Origin of the sequence: Streptomyces atratus, from assembly GCF_900119365.1 — a bacterium.
In the GTDB taxonomy this organism is placed as follows: domain Bacteria; phylum Actinomycetota; class Actinomycetes; order Streptomycetales; family Streptomycetaceae; genus Streptomyces; species Streptomyces atratus_B.
The window spans coordinates 68062-90798 of record NZ_FPJO01000013.1 but is presented as its reverse complement, the minus strand read 5'-3'; the positions used below and the strand labels follow the sequence as shown (position 1 = coordinate 90798).

The 22737-nt window shown below is 70.0% G+C and carries 20 protein-coding genes; 16 read left to right on the top strand and 4 right to left on the bottom strand.

Translation table 11 applies throughout. The features are described from left to right. Positions 1–11 precede the first annotated feature (11 nt). Both BT364_RS22025 and BT364_RS22020 read right to left on the bottom strand, forming a co-directional pair. The gene (locus tag BT364_RS22025) at positions 12–1115 is read right to left on the bottom strand and encodes a 3-dehydroquinate synthase II family protein (RefSeq protein WP_072486944.1); all 1104 of its coding nucleotides are present in this window, start codon (positions 1113–1115) and stop codon (positions 12–14) included. Continuing rightward, positions 1112–1927: a 2-amino-3,7-dideoxy-D-threo-hept-6-ulosonate synthase gene (locus BT364_RS22020; RefSeq protein ID WP_072486943.1), complete on the bottom strand. Its 816-nt coding sequence runs from the start codon at positions 1925–1927 to the stop codon at positions 1112–1114. Before BT364_RS22020 ends, BT364_RS22025 begins: the two co-directional genes overlap by 4 nt. A 335-nt stretch (positions 1928–2262) precedes the next feature. Between BT364_RS22020 and BT364_RS22015 the strand changes: the two genes are divergently transcribed. Then, entirely contained in the window at positions 2263–3153 is an 891-nt protein-coding gene (locus tag BT364_RS22015) for an AfsR/SARP family transcriptional regulator (RefSeq protein WP_371268633.1), read from the top strand. Between the two features lie 89 nt (positions 3154–3242). Here the strand turns inward: BT364_RS22015 and BT364_RS22010 are convergent, their stop codons facing one another. Continuing rightward, positions 3243–4196: a ParB/RepB/Spo0J family partition protein gene (locus BT364_RS22010; RefSeq protein ID WP_256260142.1), complete on the bottom strand. Its 954-nt coding sequence runs from the start codon at positions 4194–4196 to the stop codon at positions 3243–3245. Positions 4197–4324: 128 nt separating this feature from the next. After that, positions 4325–4804, bottom strand: coding sequence for an RrF2 family transcriptional regulator (locus BT364_RS22005; protein ID WP_072486941.1), 480 nt, complete (start codon positions 4802–4804; stop codon positions 4325–4327). Between the two features lie 90 nt (positions 4805–4894). Here BT364_RS22005 and BT364_RS22000 point away from each other — a divergent pair, with 90 nt between their 5' ends. From BT364_RS22000 to BT364_RS21930, 15 genes are all read left to right on the top strand, one after another. After that, positions 4895–6175, top strand: coding sequence for an MFS transporter (locus BT364_RS22000; protein WP_079179582.1), 1281 nt, complete (start codon positions 4895–4897; stop codon positions 6173–6175). Positions 6176–6424: 249 nt separating this feature from the next. Beyond that, positions 6425–7666, top strand: coding sequence for an FAD-dependent monooxygenase (locus BT364_RS21995; protein ID WP_072486940.1), 1242 nt, complete (start codon positions 6425–6427; stop codon positions 7664–7666). Between the two features lie 16 nt (positions 7667–7682). Further along, positions 7683–9341: a class I adenylate-forming enzyme family protein gene (locus tag BT364_RS21990; RefSeq protein WP_256260140.1), complete on the top strand. Its 1659-nt coding sequence runs from the start codon at positions 7683–7685 to the stop codon at positions 9339–9341. A 2-nt stretch (positions 9342–9343) separates the two neighbouring features. Then, positions 9344–10351 carry a methyltransferase gene (locus BT364_RS21985; RefSeq protein ID WP_072486939.1) on the top strand — a complete coding sequence of 336 codons (1008 nt, stop codon included), beginning with the start codon at positions 9344–9346 and terminating at the stop codon, positions 10349–10351. A gap of 38 nt (positions 10352–10389) precedes the next feature. Further along, positions 10390–12060, top strand: a complete 1671-nt coding sequence (locus BT364_RS21980) for an amino acid adenylation domain-containing protein (protein ID WP_072486938.1) — start codon at positions 10390–10392, stop codon at positions 12058–12060. Then, on the top strand, positions 12057–13298 hold the full coding sequence (locus BT364_RS21975) for an acyl-CoA dehydrogenase family protein (RefSeq protein ID WP_079179581.1): 1242 nt from the start codon (positions 12057–12059) through the stop codon (positions 13296–13298). Before BT364_RS21980 ends, BT364_RS21975 begins: the two co-directional genes overlap by 4 nt. 88 nt (positions 13299–13386) lie before the next feature. Continuing rightward, positions 13387–13959 carry a GAF domain-containing protein gene (locus BT364_RS21970; RefSeq protein ID WP_072486937.1) on the top strand — a complete coding sequence of 191 codons (573 nt, stop codon included), beginning with the start codon at positions 13387–13389 and terminating at the stop codon, positions 13957–13959. Positions 13960–13991: 32 nt separating this feature from the next. After that, positions 13992–14225 (top strand): holo, encoded by a 234-nt coding sequence (locus BT364_RS21965; protein ID WP_107408281.1) that lies wholly within the window; start codon positions 13992–13994, stop codon positions 14223–14225. 9 nt (positions 14226–14234) lie between these two features. Beyond that, on the top strand, positions 14235–15002 hold the full coding sequence (locus tag BT364_RS21960; RefSeq protein WP_143166526.1) for a thioesterase II family protein: 768 nt from the start codon (positions 14235–14237) through the stop codon (positions 15000–15002). Then, positions 14992–15846, top strand: a complete 855-nt coding sequence (locus BT364_RS21955; RefSeq protein ID WP_072486934.1) for a nitrogen regulation protein NR(II) — start codon at positions 14992–14994, stop codon at positions 15844–15846. The genes BT364_RS21960 and BT364_RS21955 overlap by 11 nt, the downstream gene beginning before the upstream one ends. 118 nt (positions 15847–15964) lie before the next feature. After that, positions 15965–16498: an NADPH-dependent FMN reductase gene (ssuE, locus tag BT364_RS21950; protein ID WP_072486933.1), complete on the top strand. Its 534-nt coding sequence runs from the start codon at positions 15965–15967 to the stop codon at positions 16496–16498. Between the two features lie 149 nt (positions 16499–16647). Beyond that, positions 16648–18024 carry an MFS transporter gene (locus BT364_RS21945; RefSeq protein WP_072486932.1) on the top strand — a complete coding sequence of 459 codons (1377 nt, stop codon included), beginning with the start codon at positions 16648–16650 and terminating at the stop codon, positions 18022–18024. After that, positions 18017–20131, top strand: a complete 2115-nt coding sequence (locus BT364_RS21940; RefSeq protein ID WP_072486931.1) for a molybdopterin oxidoreductase family protein — start codon at positions 18017–18019, stop codon at positions 20129–20131. The genes BT364_RS21945 and BT364_RS21940 overlap by 8 nt, the downstream gene beginning before the upstream one ends. Beyond that, positions 20128–21537, top strand: a complete 1410-nt coding sequence (locus BT364_RS21935) for an NAD(P)/FAD-dependent oxidoreductase (RefSeq protein ID WP_072486930.1) — start codon at positions 20128–20130, stop codon at positions 21535–21537. Before BT364_RS21940 ends, BT364_RS21935 begins: the two co-directional genes overlap by 4 nt. After that, the gene (locus BT364_RS21930) at positions 21534–22736 is read left to right on the top strand and encodes an NAD(P)/FAD-dependent oxidoreductase (protein WP_072486929.1); all 1203 of its coding nucleotides are present in this window, start codon (positions 21534–21536) and stop codon (positions 22734–22736) included. The genes BT364_RS21935 and BT364_RS21930 overlap by 4 nt, the downstream gene beginning before the upstream one ends. Position 22737: the final 1 nt, after the last annotated feature.

Sequence of the window (22737 nt, the reverse complement as noted above, 5' to 3'; positions counted from 1 at the left end):
GCCGGGTGGGATCACTTCTCGAGGCAGAACTCGTTGATCGGGTAGCCGACGTGCCGGTCCTCCACGGGCAGGTAGCCGAGCACCTTGTCGCCGGGCTTGAGCTCGGTGCTGTTGAGCACCGAACCGCCGGGGCCGAGGACACGGACGTGCCAGTCGTCCTGCAGGATGAGGTTGGCGGTCCGGCCGTCGGGGCCGACGGCGTCCACGGACAGCAGCGGACGAGACTCGATCTTGACGCGGCCCACCGTCACCAGCCGGGTCTTCCCATGGATGTCCACGGCCGTGACCTTGCTGCCCGACTTGAGCTCGCTGAGATAGCTGGTGCGCTGGTCCTTGGCGAGGGTGTACGAGTGGATGGCCCCGGCGTTCACCCGGAACGGACGCGTCGGCATGTACGGCAGGGGGTGCGTCTCGCTGACGCAGAGGATCATTCCCTTGGAGTGCGAGCCGACCAGGATGCCCTCGTCCTTGCGGAAGTACGTGGCGGTGTCCACGCAGGCCCGCTCACCCATGCCCACGTGGGCGGTGGCCGTGACCTCCAGCTCGACCAGCTCCAGATCCGGGACCCCGGTCTCCGCGGTCTGCTTGAGCGCCGTGGCGTCGCCGACCCGTGACGGGGCCATCAGTACGCCGTCCGAGCCGAGTTCGAGCACGCCGAAGATGATCTCGGCCTCCTCGACGTCCTTGGCGACGGTGATCAGGCTGCCGTTCGCCCCGGCGGCCGCGGCGATCACGATCTCCAGCGGGATCTTCGTGGGGTCGCGGAACAGCAGGAGGCTCCACTTGTCCGTGCGGCCGGACCGGCAGGCGTCCTCCAGCGTCGCCGCGTCCACGATCTCCACGAACCGGCCGAACTCGACGGTGGGGTGCAGGACCGACAGCTCGGCGGGGTCCCCGTGCTTCGCCGGATCGACCACGACCACGTCGGCGGAGCCGAAGTCCTCCGGCAGCGGCTGCCCCTGGGGGAAGAGGACCTTCTTCACCGTGGGCGGCAAGTGCTCCAGGTCCGCCGGGTCGGCGGCGAGTATGCCGTCCACGCGGGCGTGGATCGCCTCTTGGAGGACGGCTTCCTTCGCGGAGCCGACATTACGGATGTCGATCCAGCAGAGCTTCACACCACACCTGCCATTCGTGAGGAGGGGAAAGGAACGGAATCGGAACCGGGACCGTGCACGATGTCCGCCAGCTCCCGGACGGTCTTTCCGGGCGCCGGGGAGGTGAAGACCCGCCGGCCGACCGCGAGGCCCCGGCATCCGGCGGCCATGGCAGTACGGGCGAAATCGGGTAGGTTCTCGCGGCTGTCGGAGCCACCCGCGACCAGGACCGGAACGGGCGAGGCGGCCACCACTTCGGCCATGCGTTCCGCAGGGCCGGCGAAGACCGTCTTCACCAGGTCGGCACCGAGGTCGGCTGCCACGTTGACCACGTGGGCCACCTGCTCGGGGGACGCGGGTCCGGTCAAGCGCGGACCACGTGGGTAGATCATGGCGAGCAGCGGCATGCTCCACCGGTCGCAGGCAGCCGCCACCGCGCCGAGATCGGCGAGTTGAGCGGATTCGGTGTCGGAGCCGATGTTCACATGGACGCTGACCGCGTCCGCTCCGAGACGGATCGCCTCTTCCACGCCCCCGACCAGGACCTTGGCGTTGCTGTCGGGCCCCTGTGCGGTACTGGCGCTGAGATGCACGATCAGCGAACAGGTCACGAACAGGCCCGGATCGAGCAACCGGGCCCGCCCCTTGTGCACGACGATTCCGTCTGCGCCGCCCCGGACGATGTCGAGGATCAGCTCGTCGAAACCGGTGTTCGTGGTGATGGGACCGTCGGACACGGAGTGGTCCAGGGGAACGAGGAGAAGCCTGCCGTCCCCATGACCGGACATTCTGATCTGGCGTAATGAATTTCCTGTTAACGCGGCGCTCACCATCAGGTACTCCTTCTGCCTGGCAAATATTTGCAGCAGGCCGGAGGCGGAGGTCAGTTGCGGTGGGTCCGTCGTAGCGTCGCAAAGAGTGTTCAAGAAACAGTTGGAAGAACCGTCGAATCCCAGCTCCGGCGGCTTCCGGGCGGGCGTCCGGCCCCGTTTCGACGGCGGGTGACGTGCGTATACGTGCAAGTGTGGGTTTCCCTCAGTTGCACATATACGCAACACTCCTATGAATCTTTACAGCCAAGAGGGCTGGATTCTTTCCTGACCGGGCAACGGGTCGATGTTATGTTCGGGCCGCTTGACTGGATTCATCTGGCTGGTCGTCATCACTGGTGACCGAATTGTCTAATGGGGGATGCGTGTACCGTTCGACGTATCGGACTGAGCGCGGACTGGAACACCCTGTTGTGCTTCACCACCCTGTACGTGAGCGTGTCGATGTCTGTATCGACGGAGGAGTGCTGGGTTCGCTCCACATAGGCGTCGGGGCGACGGCCCAGGCCGTTGCGATCGCGCCGAAGATCCGAACGGTCCTTGCCATGCTGTTGGTCCACGCCGGCCAAGTGGTCCCGGTGCAGGCCCTCATGCGCGAACTGTGGCAGGACCACCCGCCCGCGACCGGCCTGCGGACCCTGCAGACGTACATCCTGAACTGCCGGAAATTGCTGTCCCGACTCACGGGATGTCCGGCCCGCTGGGTCTCCGAGGAAGTACTGGTGACCGGGGCCGGTGGCTACAGCCTGAAGAGCACCCATGTCCGCCTGGACTGGATGGAGTTCCAGCGCCTGAGGGATCTCGGTTTCAGTGCCCTGGAGGAAGGAAACAACATCCTGGGAATCGAGCATCTCGACGCGGCTCTGGAGCTGTGGCGGGGGGACGCCCTGGTGGACGCTCCGGTCGGCCCGGTGCTCGACTCCAAGCGGCGATTCTTCGAGGAGTCCCGGCTCGACGCCATAGCGGTGCGGGCCGATGCGCAGATCAAGGCTGGTATGCATCAGCGGGCCATCACGCAGCTCGCCGCGGTCACCAGTGAACACGCGCTCCATGAGGGCCTGCACGCCCAGTACGTCCGCGCACTCGCGCTCGGCGGCCGCCGGGCCGAGGCATTGGGAGTGCTTCGCAATCTCCGTGCCCGGCTGGTGAGTGAGATCGGGATCGAGCCGGGTCACCCGCTCCAGCAGCTCCAACTGGCCATTCTCAACTCGGATTCGGGCGCCGTCTGAGCCGTGCGGCCGGTGGTGACGGCTCGCGCCGGCCGTCGCGCACCCGTGGCCGAGGAACCCAGGGTTCCTCAGCCACGGGTGCGCGACCGCTATGCGGAGGCGGGCTCTCTGAGAAGGGCGGCGAGTTCCTGCCACACCTCGGCGCAGGCCGTGGCCATCGCGGAGATCGAGTCGGCGCAGTGCGCAGGGACTGCCTCCACGATCCGGTGCCACTGATGGTCCTCCGTCAGATGGAGTTCCATCATGCGCAGCAGCAGACGCCCCGTCTCGGTCATCCTGAGGGAGGGGTCCCGGCACAGGCTCCGGAACATCGCCTCCCGTGCCTCGGCCGGCATACGGGCCGGATAGCGGTGGTGGGCGGGGGGCGGCGTGGCGGGACGCGGAGGGGGCATCCGCTTGGACGCCGGCTTCGGGCTGCCCGGCTGCCTTCGCGACGGTACGGGATTGTCCCCGCGTTTCAGCCGCTCGCGTACATCGCGGACCGTGCCCGGTGAGATGCCCGCCTTCCTTGCGATGGTGCGGAGCGACGCGGTGGGGTCCTCCGCGATGAGCCGGGCCGCGATCCTGCGTCCCTGGGCGCTGTTGAGCGGGCGGACCCGGCCGTCCCTGCCGATCCGGGCCGACTGCTGGAGCGGGCCGAACGCCCGGAGGCGCTGAGCGCCCACCGTCTTCGCCGAGAGGCCGGTGAGGGAGGCGATGGCGCGGTCCGACAGATCCGGGTGCGAGTGGATGATGCGCGCCGCGGCGGCGGTGCGGTCGGCCAGGGACAGCGGCAGGCCGTGCCCGACGTTGGCCCTGACCGCGAGGACGAACGCGTCCTCCGTCGGTCCGTCGAAGAACTGCACCTCGATCTCGCTGCTGCCGCGCCAACGGGCGGCCAGGAGGCGGTGCATGCCGTCGATGACACGCATCGAGGGGCGGTGCACGACGATGGGCGGAAGCGGCTCCTCCGACTCGGCGAGCGCGCGGACGTGCTCGTCGTTCTCACCCAGACGGCGAGGGGAATCGGCTCGCAGCAGGAGGCCGATCGGTACTGCTTCCACAGCGGACAGTTCTGGACCGAGCGTGACTAAGAGGCCGTCATGCGGGCTCATTGGAGCAATCCACCTCCGGTACGGGAACACTCAGCGGGCGAGCGGGTGCGTGGTGACGCCGGCAACGGCCGGGCGCATCATCCTGCCCCGGCCAGCCACTCCCGTACCCCGCTCATCGCGGTGCCCGAACTGTCGGCGTCGATGTCCTGGGTGAGATCGGCGATCGTGACGCCCTCGAGCGCCGCGCGCCAGGCGGCGTCGGCGGTGGCCATCGCACGCGACACGGCGCAGGCGTTCATGCACTCCTCGGGTGGCAGTGCCAAGGGCCCCCGCTTCCGGATCTCCGTACAGCGGAACGTCGGTTCCGGGCCGTCGATCGCGCGTACGACGTCCAGCGCGGAGATCCGCGCCGGGGGCCGGGTGAGTGCGTACCCCCCGACCGGCCCCGGAGTGGAGTGCAGGATCCCGGCCTGCGACAGCGCTTGCAGGTGTTTGGCGAGGTAGGCCGGGGGGATTCCGTGCAGCTTCGCCAGCCGGGCGGCCGATACGGGGTTCTGGCTCTGGCCGAGCGTGACGCAGCAATGCAGGGCCCACTCGACGCCGTTGGAGAGCTTCATGACTCCAGGATAGCAATCTCAGACACTTAGTATCCGTGATTCTGCTATAACGTGGATGTCAGATATCCGAGATACTTGAAGGTGCAGGTCATGAGCGAGACTGAAGATCGTTTACATTCGTCGTCGTCTGCTGCCGCGGCACCTGGGCCCACGACACAGGGCGCCACGCCGACGGTTGCGCAGGGGCGGGCCGCACTCGGGTTCGCTGCCGTCGCCCTGTTCGTAGCCGCGGCCAATCTCCGGCCCGCGATCGCCGCCGTCTCTCCGCTGGCGGACCGGATTCGCGCGGACCTGGACCTGTCGGCGACCGGGCTCTCCTTGCTGACGACCGTCCCGACGCTGGCCATGGGGCTGTGCGCACCGCTGGCCGCGTCCATCGGCCGCAGGTGGGGACTGCAACTGGGCGTGCTGATCGGTCTGGCCGTTGTCGGGATCGCGACCGCCGCACGCGGCCTGGGAGAGGCCACCTGGCTGCAGCTGTGCTGCGCCGCTGTGGTGGGCGCCGGGATCGCGATCGCGCAGACGCTGCTGCCGGCCGTGGTGAAGACCCGTTTCGCCGACCGCGCCGGTCTGGTCACGGGGATCTACACCGCCGGACTCGGACTCGGCGGCGCCGTGGCGGCCGGAGTCAGCGCGCCACTCGCCGACGCCCTGGATTCCTGGCCCGCCGCCCTGGCGTCCTGGGCCCTCCTGGCCGTCGCGGGCATCGTCTTCTGGTCGGCGGCCAAGGGGTCGCTGGGCCTCTCGCAGATCGACGGCCCCAAGGGCCTGGCGACCACCGGCCTGCCCTGGCGCTCCGGGCTCGCCTGGCGGATCACCGCGATCTCGGCCGGCAACTCCGCCCTGTACTACTGTGAACTGGCCTGGATCGCACCGCTGCTGCACGACGACGGCGGACTCAGCGAAGCCAGCGCCGGGTTCGCGCTCACGGTGATGATCTCCATCCAGGTCGTGGCGATGCTGGGTGTTCCCGCGCTGCTCGGCGAACGCGCCGACAAGCGTTTCGGCCTGGCGCTGACCACGGTGCTGACCGCCGTGGGATTCGTGGGATTCGGCTTCAGCCCCGGCACCGGCACCTGGCTCTGGGTCATCGCCATGGGCGTCGGCCACGGCGGACTCTTCACGCTGGTGCTCACGCTGCCCGTCGCGGCCAGCCGTGACGCCGCACAGGCCGGGCGGTTCGCCGCGATGGCGTTCTTCGTCGGCTACGCGTGCGCCGCCATCGGGCCGGTCGTCGTGGGCGGTCTGCGCGACGCCACCGGCGACTACCAGCTTGCGTTCGGCCTCCTCGCCGCCATCACCGCACTCATGCTGCTGCCCATTGCCCGGTTGTCGCCGCAGCAGATCGAGAAGGCACAGCGGTCCGTGTAGGGCCGATCCGAAAGCAGGGCCGCGACCGGGCCCTGATCCACCGGCCGGGCTCCGAGTGCCCGGCCGGACCGACAAGCCGGCAAGAGCCCGTCTTCCCTCCCCCGGGGCGGGCTCTTGCCTTTTCCCGTGCCCCTGCACGGCGTTGAGCGCTCCTATGACTCGGTCTCGACAGGCGTTTGCGACGCTGACAACGCAAGCACCCCTGGCAGCGGGCCGCCGGTCGGCCCCCATTCGGTCGAGAGGATGCGCATGACCAAGGCGAAGGCACGCATAGCCATCGTGGGAGGTGGCATCGCCGGCCTGGTCACCGCCACCCTCCTGCACGCTCACGGCGCCGATGTCCGTATCTTCGAGCAGTCGCAGCAGTTCGGGGCGGTGGGCGCCGGCATCCAGCTCTCACCGAACGGCGTCCGTGTCCTGTACCGGCTCGGACTCGCCGACGCCCTCGCGGAGACCGGGGTCAGGGCCGGGGCCATCGAAACCCGGCGCTGGAACGACGGGAGCCCGATCGCCCGGGTGGAGCACGGAGCCGACTGCGACGAACTGTTCGGCGCCCCCTACTACCTGATCCATCGCGCGGACCTCCAGCACTGCCTGCTGTCGGCCCTCCCCGAGGGCATCGTCGAACTCGGCAAGGGCTGCGCCGGCGTGGTGGAGCGGCCCGACGAGGTCGAACTCCACCTCACCGACGGCTCCGTCACCGGAGCCGATCTGGTCATCGGGGCCGACGGTGTGCACTCCGTCGTCCGTAAAGCGGTCGTCGACGACGAACCCCGCTTCTCGGGCTACTCGGTACACCGCGGACTCGTCCCGGCCGATGTGATGCCCTCCTTCAAGGACGATCCGCGGGTCATGTTCTGGCTGGGCCCGAAGCGGCACGTCACGTACTACCCCGTCGTGGGCGGCGACACCGTCCACTTCAGCGCTGTCTGCGCCACCGCCGACGGACGCCCGGAATCCTCTTCCTCCGGCCGGGAGACCGAGGACCTCGACGCGGCGTTCGCCGGCTGGCACGAGGAGGTGCGGCAGGTGGTGACCGCCGCCGAGTCGGTCACTCGCTGGGGCCTGTTCGACCGGGACCTGGCCGCCCGGTACACGACGGACCGGGTGGTGCTCCTCGGCGACGCCGCGCACCCGACGCTGCCCTATCTGTCGCAAGGGGCGAACCAGGCGCTCGAGGACGCCGTGGTCCTCGCCCGGTGCCTGCGCGAAGCCGGTCCTGGCGACCTGACACCGGCGGTACACCGCTATGAGCGGCTCCGCAGGCCGCGCACCGCCGAAGTGCACCGCCGCGCCCGCGAACTGGCACGGACCTTCCATCTCCCCGACGGCGCGCACCAGGTCGCACGCGACCGCGGGATGGGGGCGAGCCAGAGCCTGCAGCACCTGGATTGGCTGTACGGCTACGACACCGAGTTCGCCCTCACCACGGGCCCCGAAACGGCTTCCCGGCGAGAGCCGACGGCCCCGATCTTCAGCCATCGGCTCTGACCTACGAGGAGGACCAGTGCTGCACACCCTGTTGGGCCGGGTCACACGAGGGAACGGCTTCTACATCGGAGACATCTTCCACGCCGCCGCGCGCCGGGACGCCTCGACCGACGTCACCCTCGACCGCCCGCTGCTGTGGGCCCCTGACCGGGGCACGCAGTTCACCGTCGGCCAACTGGCCGACCAGATAGACGAGCTGGCGGCCCGGCTCTGGTCCTCGGGGGTCAGGCCGACCGAGCGGGTGGCGCTGTACAAGACCGACAACTTCGACATCGCCCTGCTCGCCTGCGCGGCCGCCCGGATCGGTGCGGTGCCCGCGCTTCTCTCACCGGCCCTCGACGGCGCGACGGTGGGCAAGCTGCTCGTCCGGCTGGAGCAGCCGTGGCTGCTCACCGACGGCGACACCCTGGCGGGGGAGCTGCGCGACGTACCGCTGGCCGATGTCGTACGCAGGACCCTGCTGTCCGTCGGGGAGGTTCCCGAGCATCTCGCCGACGAGGTGCCAGAGAAGAGCGGCGCGGTGGAAACGCTGGCCGCGCACGCGGGCGCACCCAGGCGCGATCCGGTCTTCCTCCACCCCCGCCAGCCGTCGCTGATCACGCACAGCTCCGGGACGACAGGCGTACCGAAGCTGGCCGTGCACTGCCCCGAGATCGGCTGGCACCGGCTCGTGCCGCAGCGCATGGTGTCGTGGCCCATCCGCGAACGGGAAACCGCGGCGCTGTGCATGACGTTCGTCCACTCCCGCTTCTACCAGGGACTGGCGATGTTCCTCAGCCACGGCAATCCGATGGTGATCGCCGTCGACCCGGATCCGGAACACATCGGCCCGCTGTTCGTCCGGACACGGCCCGGATACATCGAGACCCACCCCAACACGTACGTCGACTGGGAAGAACTCGACCAGGCACCGGGCGCACCCCTGTCGAGCGTCCGGGTCTACGGCGCCACCTTCGACGCGATGCACCCGCGCACCATCCAGCGGATGCTCGGCGCCTCGAAACGAAAGCGGCCGGTCTTCGTCCAGTTCTACGGACAGTCGGAGATCGGACCGATGGCCGGCCGCTGGTACACGCGACGCACCGCCCACAAGGCCGACGGCCGGTGCGTCGGGCTTCCGCTGCCCGGCTTCATCTCGATGCGGGTCGTCGACGGCGACGGCAGGCGGCTGAGCCACGGGCGGACCGGCCACCTCGAAGTGCGCAGCCGCACCCGCATCCTCACCTACCTCGGCGAGGACGAACGGTACGAGCGCGAGCTGCACGAGGGCTGGTGGCGCGTCGGCGACGTCGGCCGCCTCAGCCGGTGGGGGCTGCTCCACCTGATGGACCGTGAGGTGGACCGCATCGACTCGATGGAGAGCAACCTCGCGGCCGAGGACCTGCTCATGGAACGGCTCGACGAACTGCGCGAAGTGGTGATCGTGGCAGGCCCGGAAGGCGAACCCGTCCCCGTGGTGGCCACCCGGGGCGAACTGCCGCTCGACGAGCGCCGTTGGCGCAAGGCGACGCTGGACCTGCCTCCGATGGCCCCGTTCCGGCAGTTCAGGTTCGACGACCTGCCGCGCACCTCCACCCGCAAGATCCAGCGCTCCGAGCTGGCCAGGCTGGTCGGGGAAGGACTGCCGCGAACCGCGCGGCCCGGCGAGACATCAGACACAACGGTGGGAGCGTGACGATGCAGAGTCCAGCAGGCCGTCAACTGATCGAGCTCATGGCCGGTTTCTGGAAGACCCAGGCGGTCTATATAGCGACCGAATCAGGCATCGTCGACCACATCCCGGTCGACGGCCGCATCCCGGCCATCGAGCTGGCACTGGAGACCGGGACCGACCCCGACGCGCTGGGACGGCTGCTCCTCTTCCTGGAGAGCCTGGGCGTGGTGGACGGCGACGAGACGAACGGCTACGCCCTGACCCCCGTCGGTGAGCTGCTGCGCACCGACACCCGCGATTCGATGCGTGACCACGTACGCATCTACGGTTCGCACTTCTACCAGGCATGGGGCGCCCTGTCCCACTCGCTCCGGACCGGTGGCTCGGCGTTCACCCATGTCTACGGCAGCGACCTGTTCTCCTACCTCCACCAGAATCCCGAGCTCTCGCTGACGTACGAGCGGGCCATGGTGGCGGGCACGCCCTTCTTCGCCGAGGTCAGCGGCGCCTTCGACTTCTCCGGGGCGCGGCGCATCGTGGACGTCGCCGGCGGCCACGGAGCACTGCTCAACGAGATCCTGAACGCCAACCCGGGCCCGCGCGCCGTGCTCTTCGACGCCGCCCATGTGATCGAGGAAGCCGCCGGCCGTCCGATCGCCACGGACCACGCGGACCGGTGCGAACGGGTTCCCGGGGACTTCTTCGAGTCGGTTCCCGAGAACGGCGACGTCTATCTCCTCTCCCGCATCCTGCACTGCTTCGACGACGAGGCGTGCCACCGGATCCTCACCAACTGCCGTCGCGCGATGGCACCGGGCGGCAAGCTGGTGATCCTGGAACGGATGCTCACCAAGGGCACCGGCTCCTCACTGACCCAGGGCTACAACATGCACATGCTGGTCGTGCTGGGCGGTGGCCGCGAGCGCGACGAGGCCCAGTACCGCACTCTCCTCGACAAGGCGGGGTTCGCGGTGGAGTCCATCCATGAGCTCCCTCTGGAGACGCATCTCCTGGTCACGGCACCGAGCTGACCGACGGACCGGCACCCGCAGACGAATCTGGAGAAACCTTGAACAGCCAGTCCGAACACGAAGAGAGTCCGGCGGACCATCCGGAACTTCCCCTGGCGGCAGGGGCGTTGTCCCGGGCAAGAGCCCTGTCCCTGCACAACACCCTGCACACGGACACCGGAACCGCGGTGCTGGACCAGGTGATCCGGCACGCGAAGAACGATCCCGACCGCCACGCCGTCGTCGACGGCGAACGGTCGCTGAGCTACCGGGGCCTGCTGGGACGGGTCGCCACGGCGAGGCAGGCCCTGCTCTCCCACGGTGTGCGCGCGGGTGACGTGGTCGCAGCAGTCGGCCCCCGCAGCGCGGACACACCTGTCGTCTTCCTGGCACTGGAGAGCCTGGGCGCCTCGTACCTGCCGATCGACCCCGCCTGGCCGGAGATCCGGGTCCGGGACGTACTCGATCGCAGCCGGGTCGCCGTGCTGCTGGACTATTCCGGTGCCGGCAGCGGCGCCGCGCGGGCGGCCGCCGAGTCCGAGCGGATCACCGTGGTGCGCCTGCCCGCGGAGTCCGAGGCCGGCGAACTGCCGCGTCGCAGCGTCACCGACCGGGCGGGCGAGGCCCGCTACACCATCTTCACCTCGGGTACCACCGGTCGCCCCAAGGGCGCGACGATCGAGCACCGAGGTCTGCTCAATCACCTCTGGTCCAAGGTCGCGGACCTGTCGCTGGACTCCCGCGACGCGGTGGCCTTCACGGCGCCGTTGGTGTTCGACATCTCGATCTGGCAGATGCTCTGCCCCTTCCTGGTCGGCGGCCGGGTCGTGGTCGTGAACGACGCCGTCACGCGGATGCCGCGTTGGCTCCTGGGCACCCTTGAGGACACCGGTGTGACCGTCGCCGAACTGGTGCCCACGGTCATCGGCTGGCTCGTCGACGAGACACGGCACCAGGGCGGCGACGCGCTGGGGAAGCTGCGCTGGCTGCTCTCCACCGGCGAAGAGCTGTACCCCGCCGCGGCGGCACGGATTCTCGACGCGTTCCCGCAGGTGTCGCTGGTCAACGCCTACGGTCCCGCGGAATGCTCCGACGACGTCACCCTCCACGTGGTGACATCGGCCGATCTCGCCCGCCGCCGGCTGCCGGTCGGTTCCCCCGTCGCCAACAACTCGCTCTATGTGCTCGCCCAGGGCGAGGACGGCACCTGGCGAGCGGCCGAACCGGGGGAGACCGGCGAACTGTTCGTCGGCGGTACGGGGGTGGGGCTCGGCTACCTGAACGACCCCGACACCACCGGCCGCGCCTTCTTCCGCGATCCCTTCGACCCGGCCTCGCCGACCGGACGGCTCTACCGGACCGGCGACCTCGCCCGGTTCGACGAGGGGCTCGTGTACTACCTCGGCCGCAAGGACCGGCAGGTGAAGGTCACCGGCGTCCGGATGGAACTCGATGAGATCGAGGCCGTCCTCAGCCGGCATCCCGGCATCGGGCAGTGCGCCGTCACCGTGTCCGACGACGGCGGACTCAGCGAACTCGTCGCCCACTACACCCTGAGCGCCCCGGTGCCGCAGCAGGAACTCCAGGACGCCCTGAGTGCGGCCCTGCCCCCGCCGATGGTGCCGCGGCGCTGGCGGGAGTGGGACTCGCTGCCCCTGAGCAGGAACGGAAAGATCGACCACCGGTCGCTCCAGGCGACCACCGCCATCTCCCGGAATGAGGCTCCATGACCACGGCAGCGGCGAAGACGTCAAACGGCCTTGCCCACACGTCCACGGGCCCGGACACCGCGGACCGGGCGAGGGCGGCGAGCCGCGCCGCGGACCTGGCGGAACGCGCCGCTGCCGTGGCCCGCGTCGCGGAACAGCACCTCGCCGAGACCGAGCGTGACGCGTCGTTCCCCGAGCACGCACTGGCGGAGATGCGCCGGACCCGGCTGCTGGCCCTCCTCGTCCCGGAGGCCGACGGAGGCCTCGGCGGCACCGTCACCGACCTCGTCGACGTCAGCATGATCCTCGGGCGGGCCGACATGTCCGTGGCGATGATCTTCGCCATGCACTGTCAGCAGTCGGAGGCGATCGTGCGCTTCGCGAAGCCGCCCCTGCGCGAGGAACTGCTCGCCCGGCTGGCTGCCGGTGAGCTGTACCTGGCGTCGGTGACCACGGAGTCCGGCAAGGGCGGTGACCTGTTCAAGTCGTACGCCCCGCTGCGCGAGACCGAGGAGGCCCTGGAGATCGACCGGGCGGCGCCGATCTCGACCGGTGGCAGCAACGCGGACGGCTTCCTGATCACCATGCGCAGCCCGTCCGCCACCGCGGACCACCATGTCTCCCTGGTCTACGCCCACCGCAGCCAGCTGACCGTGGAGACCGCCGGCCAGTGGTGCCCGATGGGGATGCGCGCCACGCACAGCCTGCCGTTGAAGATCACCGGCACGGTACCCGCCCACCACGTGATCGGTGAGCACGGGGCCTTCCACCAGATCGTCCAGTCGGTCTTCGGCCCACTCGCCCACATCGGCTGGTCGGCGGCCTGGCTGGGAACCGCGAGCGGGGCCCTGTCCCGGGTGCTGCACCTGCTGCGCGACCCGGCGGGCCGCAAGCGGTTCGACCTCCGCTCGGAACTGCTGCTGACGCGGCTGTCCAGGGCCCGGCAGCGGCTCGACACCGTCCACGCGCTCCTGCGCCGTACGGAGGCATTGGTCGCCGGCGGAACCGACTGGTCCTCCACCGGCAGCCAACTGCTGCTGAACAACCTGAAGATCACCGCGGCCGAGGAGTGCTGCGCCGCCGTCGACGGCCTGATCGACGCGGTGGGCCTTCGGCACGGCTACCTCCAGGACTCACCGACCCGGCTGGAGAAGTCCCTGCGCGATCTGCGCTCCGCCGTACTCAATTACAGCAACGACCGACTCCACCTGGCGGACGGGCAACTCTGTCTGCTCGACCCGGACGTCCGGTTCGACTGACCCGTCGCCACACTGCCGCCGTCGCCGTCGCGAAAGGGCCGGGGCCGAGGCAGTCGCCCACTCACATCCCCGAATCCGAGGATCCGTCATGCCTGAGAACAGCACAGAGAACCAGTCCGACAACTGGAGTACCGCACTACGCTACATCGCGGGACGGAAGGCGGCGGAGGAGTCCCTGGGGTTCCTCGCGCACATCAGCTCCGCCATCCGGGAGACCGCTGACCTCAAGAGCGTCATCCCGGCGGTGGCCAGGGCGTCCGTCCCCTTCTTCGCCTCCGCGATCTCACTGGACGCGTCCTCCACGCACTCCGGGCCCGTCGTCCAGTCCCCGACCGACTTCTCGGCAGCGCTCGAGGGAATGCGCACCCTCGCCGCGAAGAGCGATCAGCGGCAGCTGGTGATCAGCGAGCACGAGGGCTTCGCCAAGCAGACCGACCCGGTGCACCTGGAGCAGCTGCACGAGTGGAAGATCAACTCGGCCGTGGCCCTCTCGCTGGACTACCGAGGTGTTTCCGGCGGCCGTCTCGTCCTCGTACGGGATTCGACGCAGCGCCGAGGCGCCTTCGGCCCGGGGGATCTCGCACTCGCCTCCGAGCTGGCGGACAGGGTCGCGGCATTCAATGTGCTCGCCGCCTACCTGACGGCCGACAACGACCGATAGGTCCTGTCCGGCGAGAAGAACAAGGAGTAGTGATGGCAGCGAGCTGGACAGATGTGCGCTCCTGGATTCTGGAACGCAACCCTGAACTGACCGAACTGGACCCGGAAACCGACATCATCGAGAAGCGCATCGTCGATTCCCTGCAGTTCGTGGAGCTGGTCCTCTACGTAGAAGAACTGCGCGGCACGATGCTGCAGTCGAACGAGGTCGGTCTCGACTCCTTCCGAACCCTCAAGGCCATCGAGAAGAACTTCCTTCATCAGTAGCCGGAATCAGTGCTGGGGGTGGCGACAGCCATGTCATCGGGGCGATCCATCGTTGTGCAGGGCACTGTGGGAAAGGCCGAGGACGTCGTGGTCTTTCTGCCACCGGCGGGCAGCATCACATCACCGTACTTCCCGATCGGAGCCTGTCTGCCGGACACACTGCCGGCGGTGCACTGCGAGATGCCGGGCCGCGGCCGCACCGCAGGGGAGCAGACGCCCGGGTCCGTGCACGGCGCCGTGGACCGCTGGGCGGACGAACTTGCCGCGCTGCTGCCAGGGCGTCGGCTGCACCTCTTCGGACACAGCCTGGGAGCTCTGTTCGCCTACGAGCTCGCGATCCGGTTCGAGGACCGGTCGGGGACCGAGGCCGCCAGTCTGTCCGCCTCCGGCGCCCGCGAACCGGGAAGCACGCCGCGCTCGCTCGTGGCCACCGCCTTCGCGGCCCTGCGCGGGCAGCGGGGCACCACGGACAAGGAAGGCGACCGCGAGGGCGCGTGGCTGACCGACGATCTGCGGCTGCGGCAGGAGTACGTGACGGCGAAGCAGCCGATCCGCGCACCACTGGCGCTGTTCTGCGGAATCTCCGACCCTTTCGCCCGGCCCGCCGAAATGGAGGAATGGAAGCGCTTCACGAAGGGCCCCTGGCTGGGGATGTTCACATTCCCCGGCGGGCACGACTATTACCTTTCCGGCCAGGAATCAATCGCAGCAGAGATCAGTCAAATCGTGGATCGCAGTCAGGATCCGGAACGAATGGGAGTGGAAAATGACGGTTGACAAGCCTTCGGTCGAGCAGCTGATCGACGTCATCACGAACAGTTCGGTGGGGATCGCGGTGACCGACGGGTCGGGCGCCGTCCTGCTGCACAACAGGGCGCAGTCCGTGCTCATGGGCGGCGAGGCCGGCCGGCTCTCCGGACGCATAGCGGTCGACGGGGCGGAGAGCGGACTGAGCGCGCTGCTGCAACGGCTGGAGAAGGACAAGCGGGTCGAGAACCTCCAGGTCACCTACCGGAGCGCCGACGGCAAGGAGGAGCGGACCTCCCGCGTCAACGCCGTGCTGACCGGCAGCGGCGACAGCACCCGGATCCACTGGGTGAGCCGCCCGGAACTGGGCGAGCGGCTTCCGGTGTCCAACACCAGCACACCTGACGCCACGTCCGATGCCGCGGCATGGATCCGCGCGGTCGACGAGTGCGAGCTCCCCTCCCTGGCCCCCGGCAAGGAAGAGGAGGAGGTGATGCGTGAGTTCTACGAGGTGGCGCCGGTGGCGATCCACCTGATCGGGGTCAACGGCCAGGTCATGCACGCCAATCCGACCGACGTCGCACTGGTCGAGTACAGCTCGTCGCCCGCCGAGTACGTAGGCCAGCACATCCGCAAGATCTACGAGGACCAGGGGCTGCTGGACGACTTCCTGTCGCGCTGGGACGAGGACTCGCCGATCATCAACTTCCGGGCGAACTTCGTCACCAGGGAGGGCGCTCCCAAGCCGGTGCTGATCTTCTCGACGGCACAGGCCGAGGGCGGCAGCGTGAGCAACACCCGCTGCTTCGTGTTCAACGACCCCGAGCCGCAGCGCGCACGGGACGCGATCAGCGCGTTCGGCTGGCCGGCCTGACGGCCGGGCGGGCGGTGCGTGGCACGACCCACGCACCGCCCGCCGGCGGCGTCCCCGTCATCGAGGTCCCGGGGGCATCAACTCCCGTAGAACAGCAACCTGTTCGGAGGAGAGATCCATGTCGAAAGTGCTGGTTGTTTCCGGTAGTCCGTCCCCGTCCTCCAAGACCGAACTCATCGGTGATCATGTGGCGCGGCGGCTGGCCGAGTACGAGTGGCACACCGGACATCTGAGAGTGCGCACCCTGCCCGCCGAGCCGCTGCTCGGCGCGGATGTCTCGCATCCGGCGATCGCCCGGGCGCTGGAACAGGTCGCACGGGCCGACGGGATCGTGCTGGCGACACCCACCTACAAGGCGAGCTTCTCAGGCTTGCTGAAGACCTTCCTGGACCTGCTGCCACAGGCCGGATTCACGCACAAGGCAGTGCTTCCGCTGGCCACCGGAGGCAGCGTCGCGCATCTGCTCGTACTGGACTACGCGTTGCGGCCGGTGGTGCATTCACTGGGCGCCCGTCATGTGGTGCAGAGCTTCTTCCTGCTGGACAAACATGTCGAGTTCCAGGGGAATGAACCGAGAATTCTGCCGGAGAGCGCGGGAAAGCTCGACGACGTCATCGAGCAGTTCTGTAAATCCCTGATCACAAACCCTTGATCACGAACCCCTGATCACAGACCTCCGATCACGAAACCCTGATCACCGAATCCCCGGCCGCGAAATCCTGGGCACCATTCGGTCCGGACCCGGGGGATCCGAGCGTTCGCTGTCCTTCGACCCGCCTTTCAACACAGCTGGAGCGCAAAATGGTCGACAAACCTGCCAAGGGCAAGTGGCTCACCGGCTGGGACCCCGAGGACGAGGACGCCTGGCACCGGAGCGGACACCGTGTCGCCCGCCGTAATCTCGCCCTCTCCGTGCTCTCCGAGCACATCGGGTTCTCCGTGTGGACACTGTGGTCCGTCCTCGTCCTGTTCATGTCCCCCGACATCGGTCTCGGGTTCGACCCCGGCGAGAAGTTCCTGCTGGTGGCCACCCCCACCGTCGTCGGCGCGCTGCTACGGCTGCCCTACAGCTTCGCGGTGACGCGCTTCGGCGGACGCAACTGGACCGTTTTCGCCACCGCGATACTCCTCGTCCCCACGCTGCTCGCCCTGTACTTCGTCCAGCGACCCGGCACACCTCTGTGGGTGTTCCTGTCGATCGGCGCCGTGGCCGGAGTGGGCGGGGGTAACTTCGCCTCCTCGATGACGAACATCACCGCCTTCTACCCGCAGCGCCACCAGGGCTGGGCCCTCGGCCTCAACGCGGGCGGCGGGAACCTCGGTGTCGCGGCCGTCCAGCTCGTCGGACTCGCGGTCATTTCGGTGGCGGGCCGGACACATCCCTCCTACGTCGCGGCCGCCTACCTGCCGCTGATCGTGCTCGTCGCGCTGCTGGCGGCATGGAAGATGGACAACGTGGACTCCGTGCGGGCGGCCCCCGGAGCCCAGCGCGAGGCGGCCAGGGACCGGGACACCTGGTGGATCTCCCTGCTGTACATCGGCACGTTCGGCTCGTTCATCGGCTACGGCTTCTCCTTCGGACTCGTCCTGCAGAGCGAATTCGACGCCACCCCGGTCGAAGCGGTCGGCTACACCTTCCTCGGCCCGCTCCTGGGCTCCCTCTCCCGCCCGCTGGGCGGATGGCTGGCCGACCGGATGGGCGGGGCGAAGGTCACCCTCTGGAACTTCCTCGGCATGGGCGCCGGCACCCTCGTGCTCGTCGTCGCGTCCCGTCTCCATTCCTTCGCCCTGTTCACCACCGGGTTCACCGTCCTGTTCGTGCTCAGCGGCCTCGGCAACGGCTCGACGTACAAGATGATCCCGGCGGTCTACGCGAAGAAGGCGGAGCACGAAGTGACCGTCGGCCACGACGCGGTCGGGGCCTTCGCCCGGGCCCGCCGGCTCTCCGGCGCGGTCATCGCGATCGCCGGTGCGGTGGGCGCGCTCGGCGGTGCCGCCATCAATGTCGCCTTCAAGCTCTCCTACTCCGAAGGCTCCGGCTCCGGCATCCCCGCCTTCGTGGCGTTCCTCGCCTACTACGCGCTGTGCGTGACCGTGCTCCGGTTGGTCTATCTGCGCCGCACGCCGACGCAGGGCAGAGGCGCGGCCCGCGCCGCCAGGGAGACCAGCCGTGTCTGAACTCCCCGCCCTCAGGCCGGAGACGGACACACACTGCCCGTACTGCGCCCTGCAATGCGGTACGAGGCTGACGGGCGACCGGGACGTCGGTGTGAAGGTGGAGCCGACGGACTTTCCGGTGAACCGGGGGAGGCTCTGCCAGAAGGGCTGGACCGCCCCCGATGTACTGGCGGCCGCCGACCGGCTGACGCGGCCCCTGGTCCGCGGCCCGGACGGCCGGCTCACCGAAACGTCCTGGGACACCGCGCTGGACACCGTGGCCGAGGGGCTGCGCCGGATCCGCGCCCGGCACGGGCCCGACGCGGTGGCCGTGTTCGGCGGCGGCGGACTGACCAACGAGAAGGCCTATCTGCTGGGCAAGTTCGCCCGTCTGGCCCTGGCCACCAGCCAGATCGACTACAACGGCCGGTTCTGCATGTCGTCCGCCGCCCTCGCGGGAAACGAAGCCTTCGGCCTGGACCGGGGGCTGCCCTTCCCCGTCGGCGACCTCCGGAGCGCGCGGACCGTGCTGCTGGCGGGTGCGAACATCGCCGAGACCATGCCGCCCCTGATGCAGCACCTGGAGCGGGCCGAGCTGATCGTCGTCGACCCGCGCCGCACCGCCACCGCAGGGCGCGCGAAGCTGCATCTGCAGCCCGCGCCCGGCACCGACCTCGCCCTCGCGCTCGGCCTCCTGCACATCGCCGTCGTCGACGGACTGCTCGACCAGGACTACATCCGGCGGCGCACCCGTGGCATCGAAGGCGCGGTGCGACGGGCGATGACGTGGTGGCCCGAACGCGTCGAGAGCATCACCGGAGTGCCCGTGAGCGCGCAGCGCGAAGCCGTCCGGATGCTCGCAGGAGCCGAGGCCGGGGCCGGGGACGGGGGCGCGTACGTACTCACCGGGCGGGGCGTCGAACAGCACAGCCGGGGCACCGACACCGCGGCCGGGTTCATCAACCTCGCACTCGCTCTCGGACTGCCCGGATCCGGCCGCGGCGGATACGGGTGCCTGACCGGGCAGGGCAACGGCCAGGGCGGTCGGGAACACGGACAGAAGGCCGATCAGCTGCCCGGCTACCGGTCCATCACCGACCCCGCGGCGCGGGCCCACGTCGCCGGCGTATGGGGAGTCCCGCCGGAAGACCTGCCCGGCCCCGGGCGCAGCGCCTATGAGCTTCTGGACGCCCTGGGCGACGACGGGGGCCCGCGCGGACTTCTGGTGTTCGGGTCGAACCCGGCTGTCTCCGCACCGCACGCCTCCCACGTGGTCCGGCGGCTGGCCTCGCTCGACCTGCTCGTGGTGGCCGACTTCGTGCCCTCGGAGACCGCGCGGATGGCCGATGTGGTGCTGCCCGTCACCCAGTGGGCCGAGGAGGAGGGGACCCTGACCAACCTGGAGGGCCGGGTACTGCGCCGCCGCGCGCTGATGGCGCCGCCGCCGCGGGTACGCAGCGACCTCCAGGTCCTGCACGACCTCGCCGTACGGCTGGGCGAGCCCCCGGACCGCTATCCGGCCGTTCCGCAGGACGCGTTCGACGAACTGCGCGCGGCGTCCCGGGGTGGCAGGGCGGACTACTCCGGAATCTCCTACGAGCGCCTGGACACCGGAGAGAGCCTGCACTGGCCCTGCCCGGCCGCCGCGGACCCGCACCCGGGCACGCCCAGGCTCTTCCTGGACCGGTTCGCCCACTCCGACGGCCGGGCACGCTTCGCCGAGGTCGAACACCATGGCCCCGCCGAGGACATCAGCCCCGCGTACCCGCTGTACGCCACGACCGGCAGAATCCTGGCGCACTACCAGTCCGGGGCACAGACCCGGCGCGTCACGGAGTCGAACGCGGCCGCCCCCGAGCCGTTCGTCGAGGTCCACCCCGACACCGCGGCCCGGTCCGGTCTGGCCGACCGCGGTCTCGCCCGGGTCACCTCGGCACGGGGCAGCATGACGGCCCGGGTCCGGCTGGACGCGACCATGCGCCTGGACACGGTGTTCGTCCCCTTCCACTTTCCCGGGGAGGGCCGGGCCAACCTGTTCACCCACCCCGCGCTGGACCCGCGCAGCGGAATGCCCGCGTTCAAGGTGAGCGCCGTGCGGCTGGAGGCACTCCCGGAGGCGGCCCCATGAACCGGATCCTGATCGTCGGCGCCGGACCGGCGGCGCACCGGCTGGCCGAGCGCCTGCGCCATCACGGGCACGCGGAGGCCCTCACCGTCCTCGGAGCCGAACCCGCGCCCGCCCATCACCGGCCGCTGCTGTCCCACGTGGTCGCCGGCCGGCTCACCCCCGAAGCCCTGCGCATGCCGTTCCCGCCCGGCACCCGGGTGCTCACTGACACGATGGTGACGGGCATCGACCGGGAACGGCGCGAGGTCCGCGCGCAGCGTGGCGGTGTCGGGACCGTCCACCCCTACGACACCCTGGTACTCGCCACGGGGGCGCGCGCCGCTGTCCCCGCCATCCCCGGTGCGACCGGCGACGGCGGTCGCACCGGGGATGGCGTCACCACCCTGCGCACCGCGGCGGACTGCGAGCGGATCACGGGGAACACCGTGGTGGTGCTCGGCGGCGGACCGCTGGGCGTGGAGACCGCGAGTGCGCTGGCCGCGCGGGGGACCGCGACCACCCTGGTCTGCGACCGCCCCCACCCCCTGTACGAGCGGCTCGGGGACACCGGCGGCGGCATGCTCACCGAGCTGCTCGCACGGGAGGGGGTCCGGGTACTCGGCGGACGCACGGTCGTGCGACGCACACCGGGCAGCGTGCTGCTGGACGACGGAACCACATCGCGCGCCGACACACTCGTCCTGTGCACCGGCGCCGTCCCCGCCGCCCGGCTCGCCCGTCAAGCCGGTCTGGAGGTGCGCGACGGGATCGTCGTCGACGACCGGCTGCGCACCGGCGATCCCCGCATCCATGCCATCGGCGACTGCGCCGAACACCGGGGGCGGGCGGCGGCGGGGCTCGACGCCGCCTGGGCCCAGGCCGAGGACCTCGCGGAGATCCTCACCGGCCGGGACACCGCCCACCGGCCCGTTCCGCCCGTGTTCCGGTTGCGCACCCGGGCCGTGGACGTGTCCTGCATCGGCTCACCGGACGCCTTCGAGGCTCCCGGCGTCCGGATGCTCGGGTTCACCGACCGGGACGGTCACCGGTACGCACGGCTCGCGCTGCGCGACGAACGCGTCGTCGCGGCCGTGCTGTTCGGCCTGCCGCAGGCCATCGCCACCATCGGTCTGCTCCACCGGCGAGGGCAGCAGCTCCCCTCCGACCGGCTGGGGCTGCTGCTGGGGTGGCCGCCGCGGCCGTCGTCGCGCGAGTCCGACACCTACGAGGACGCGATGATCTGTCTGTGCAACAACGTCCGGCGCCGGACCCTGTCCCTGGCCTGGCGGGCGGGAGCCCGTACGGTCACGGCTCTCGCCGCGGCGACCCGGGCCACCACCGGCTGCGGCGGCTGCGGGCCGCAGGTGGCGGAGCAGTGCGACCTCTGGGAGAGCGAGGCCCGGCGGGAACCCGGGAGGGCGGCGTGACCCGCACGCTCGTCGTCGTCGGGCACGGCATGACCGGCCACCGGCTCGCGGAACGCCTGCGAGCCCTGGACACCTCGGGCGCCTGGCGCATCGTCGTCCTGGCCGAGGAAGCTCACCCCGCCTACGACCGCATCCGCCTGTCCTCGTATCTGACGGGCGGCAGCAGGCAGGACCTCGCACTCGCCGGCCGGGACTTCACCGAGGACCCCCGGGTGGACCTCCGTCTGGGATGTGCGGTGGTGTCCGGCGATCGGGCGGAGCGCACCGTCCGGACGGCCGACGGCGAGCAGTTGCCGTACGACGCGCTGGTACTGGCCACCGGTTCGGAGCCCTTCGTGCCGCCGGTGCCCGGCCGGGACCTGGCGAACTGCTTCGTGTACCGGACCTTCGACGACCTGGACGCGATCCGTGGCGCGGCACGCCGGGGCCGACCATGCGTCGTGGTCGGGGGCGGACTTCTCGGTCTGGAAGCGGCCCATGCGCTGCGCCTGCTGGGGATGCGGCCCCACGTCGTGGAGAGTGCCTCTCATCTGATGCCGACGCAACTCGATGCCGGTGCGGCGCGGGTGCTCCACCGCAGTGCCACCGGGCTGGGCCTCCGGCTGCACTGCGGTACGGCGGTGGCGTCGATCGAAGCCGGCCCCGACGGCGCCGTACGGGCCGTCGTTCTCGGGGACGCGACGGTCCTGGAGAGCGACCTGGTGGTCTTCGCGGCAGGAATCCGCCCGCGGGACGAACTGGCCGCGGCACTCGGACTGGAGCGCGGTGAGCGCGGCGGCGTACTCGTCGACGAGAACTGCCGCACCGCCGACGAGCACATCTGGGCCGTCGGTGAGTGCGCCGCCGTGCAGGGGCGCTGTTACGGCCTGGTCGCCCCCGGATACGGCATGGCCGAAACGGTGGCCGGCCGGCTGGCGGGCCGGAGCCCCCGCCCTTTCGACGGCACCGACACCTCCACGTCCCTCAAACTCCTCGGTGTGCACGTGGCCACGTTCGGCATCATTCACCCGCGGGGCGGTCCTGCCGCCGAAGCCGTCTTCGCCGAGGGCACGACCCGCTACGCCAAGGTCTTCCTGGAGCCGGAGTCCGGGCGCCTGCTCGGCGGGATCCTCGCGGGTGAGACAGGCTCCCGGACCGCGCTCGGCCCCTTCGTCGGCCACCGGCCTCCGGCAGACCTGGAGCAGCTTCTCCTGCCGTGAC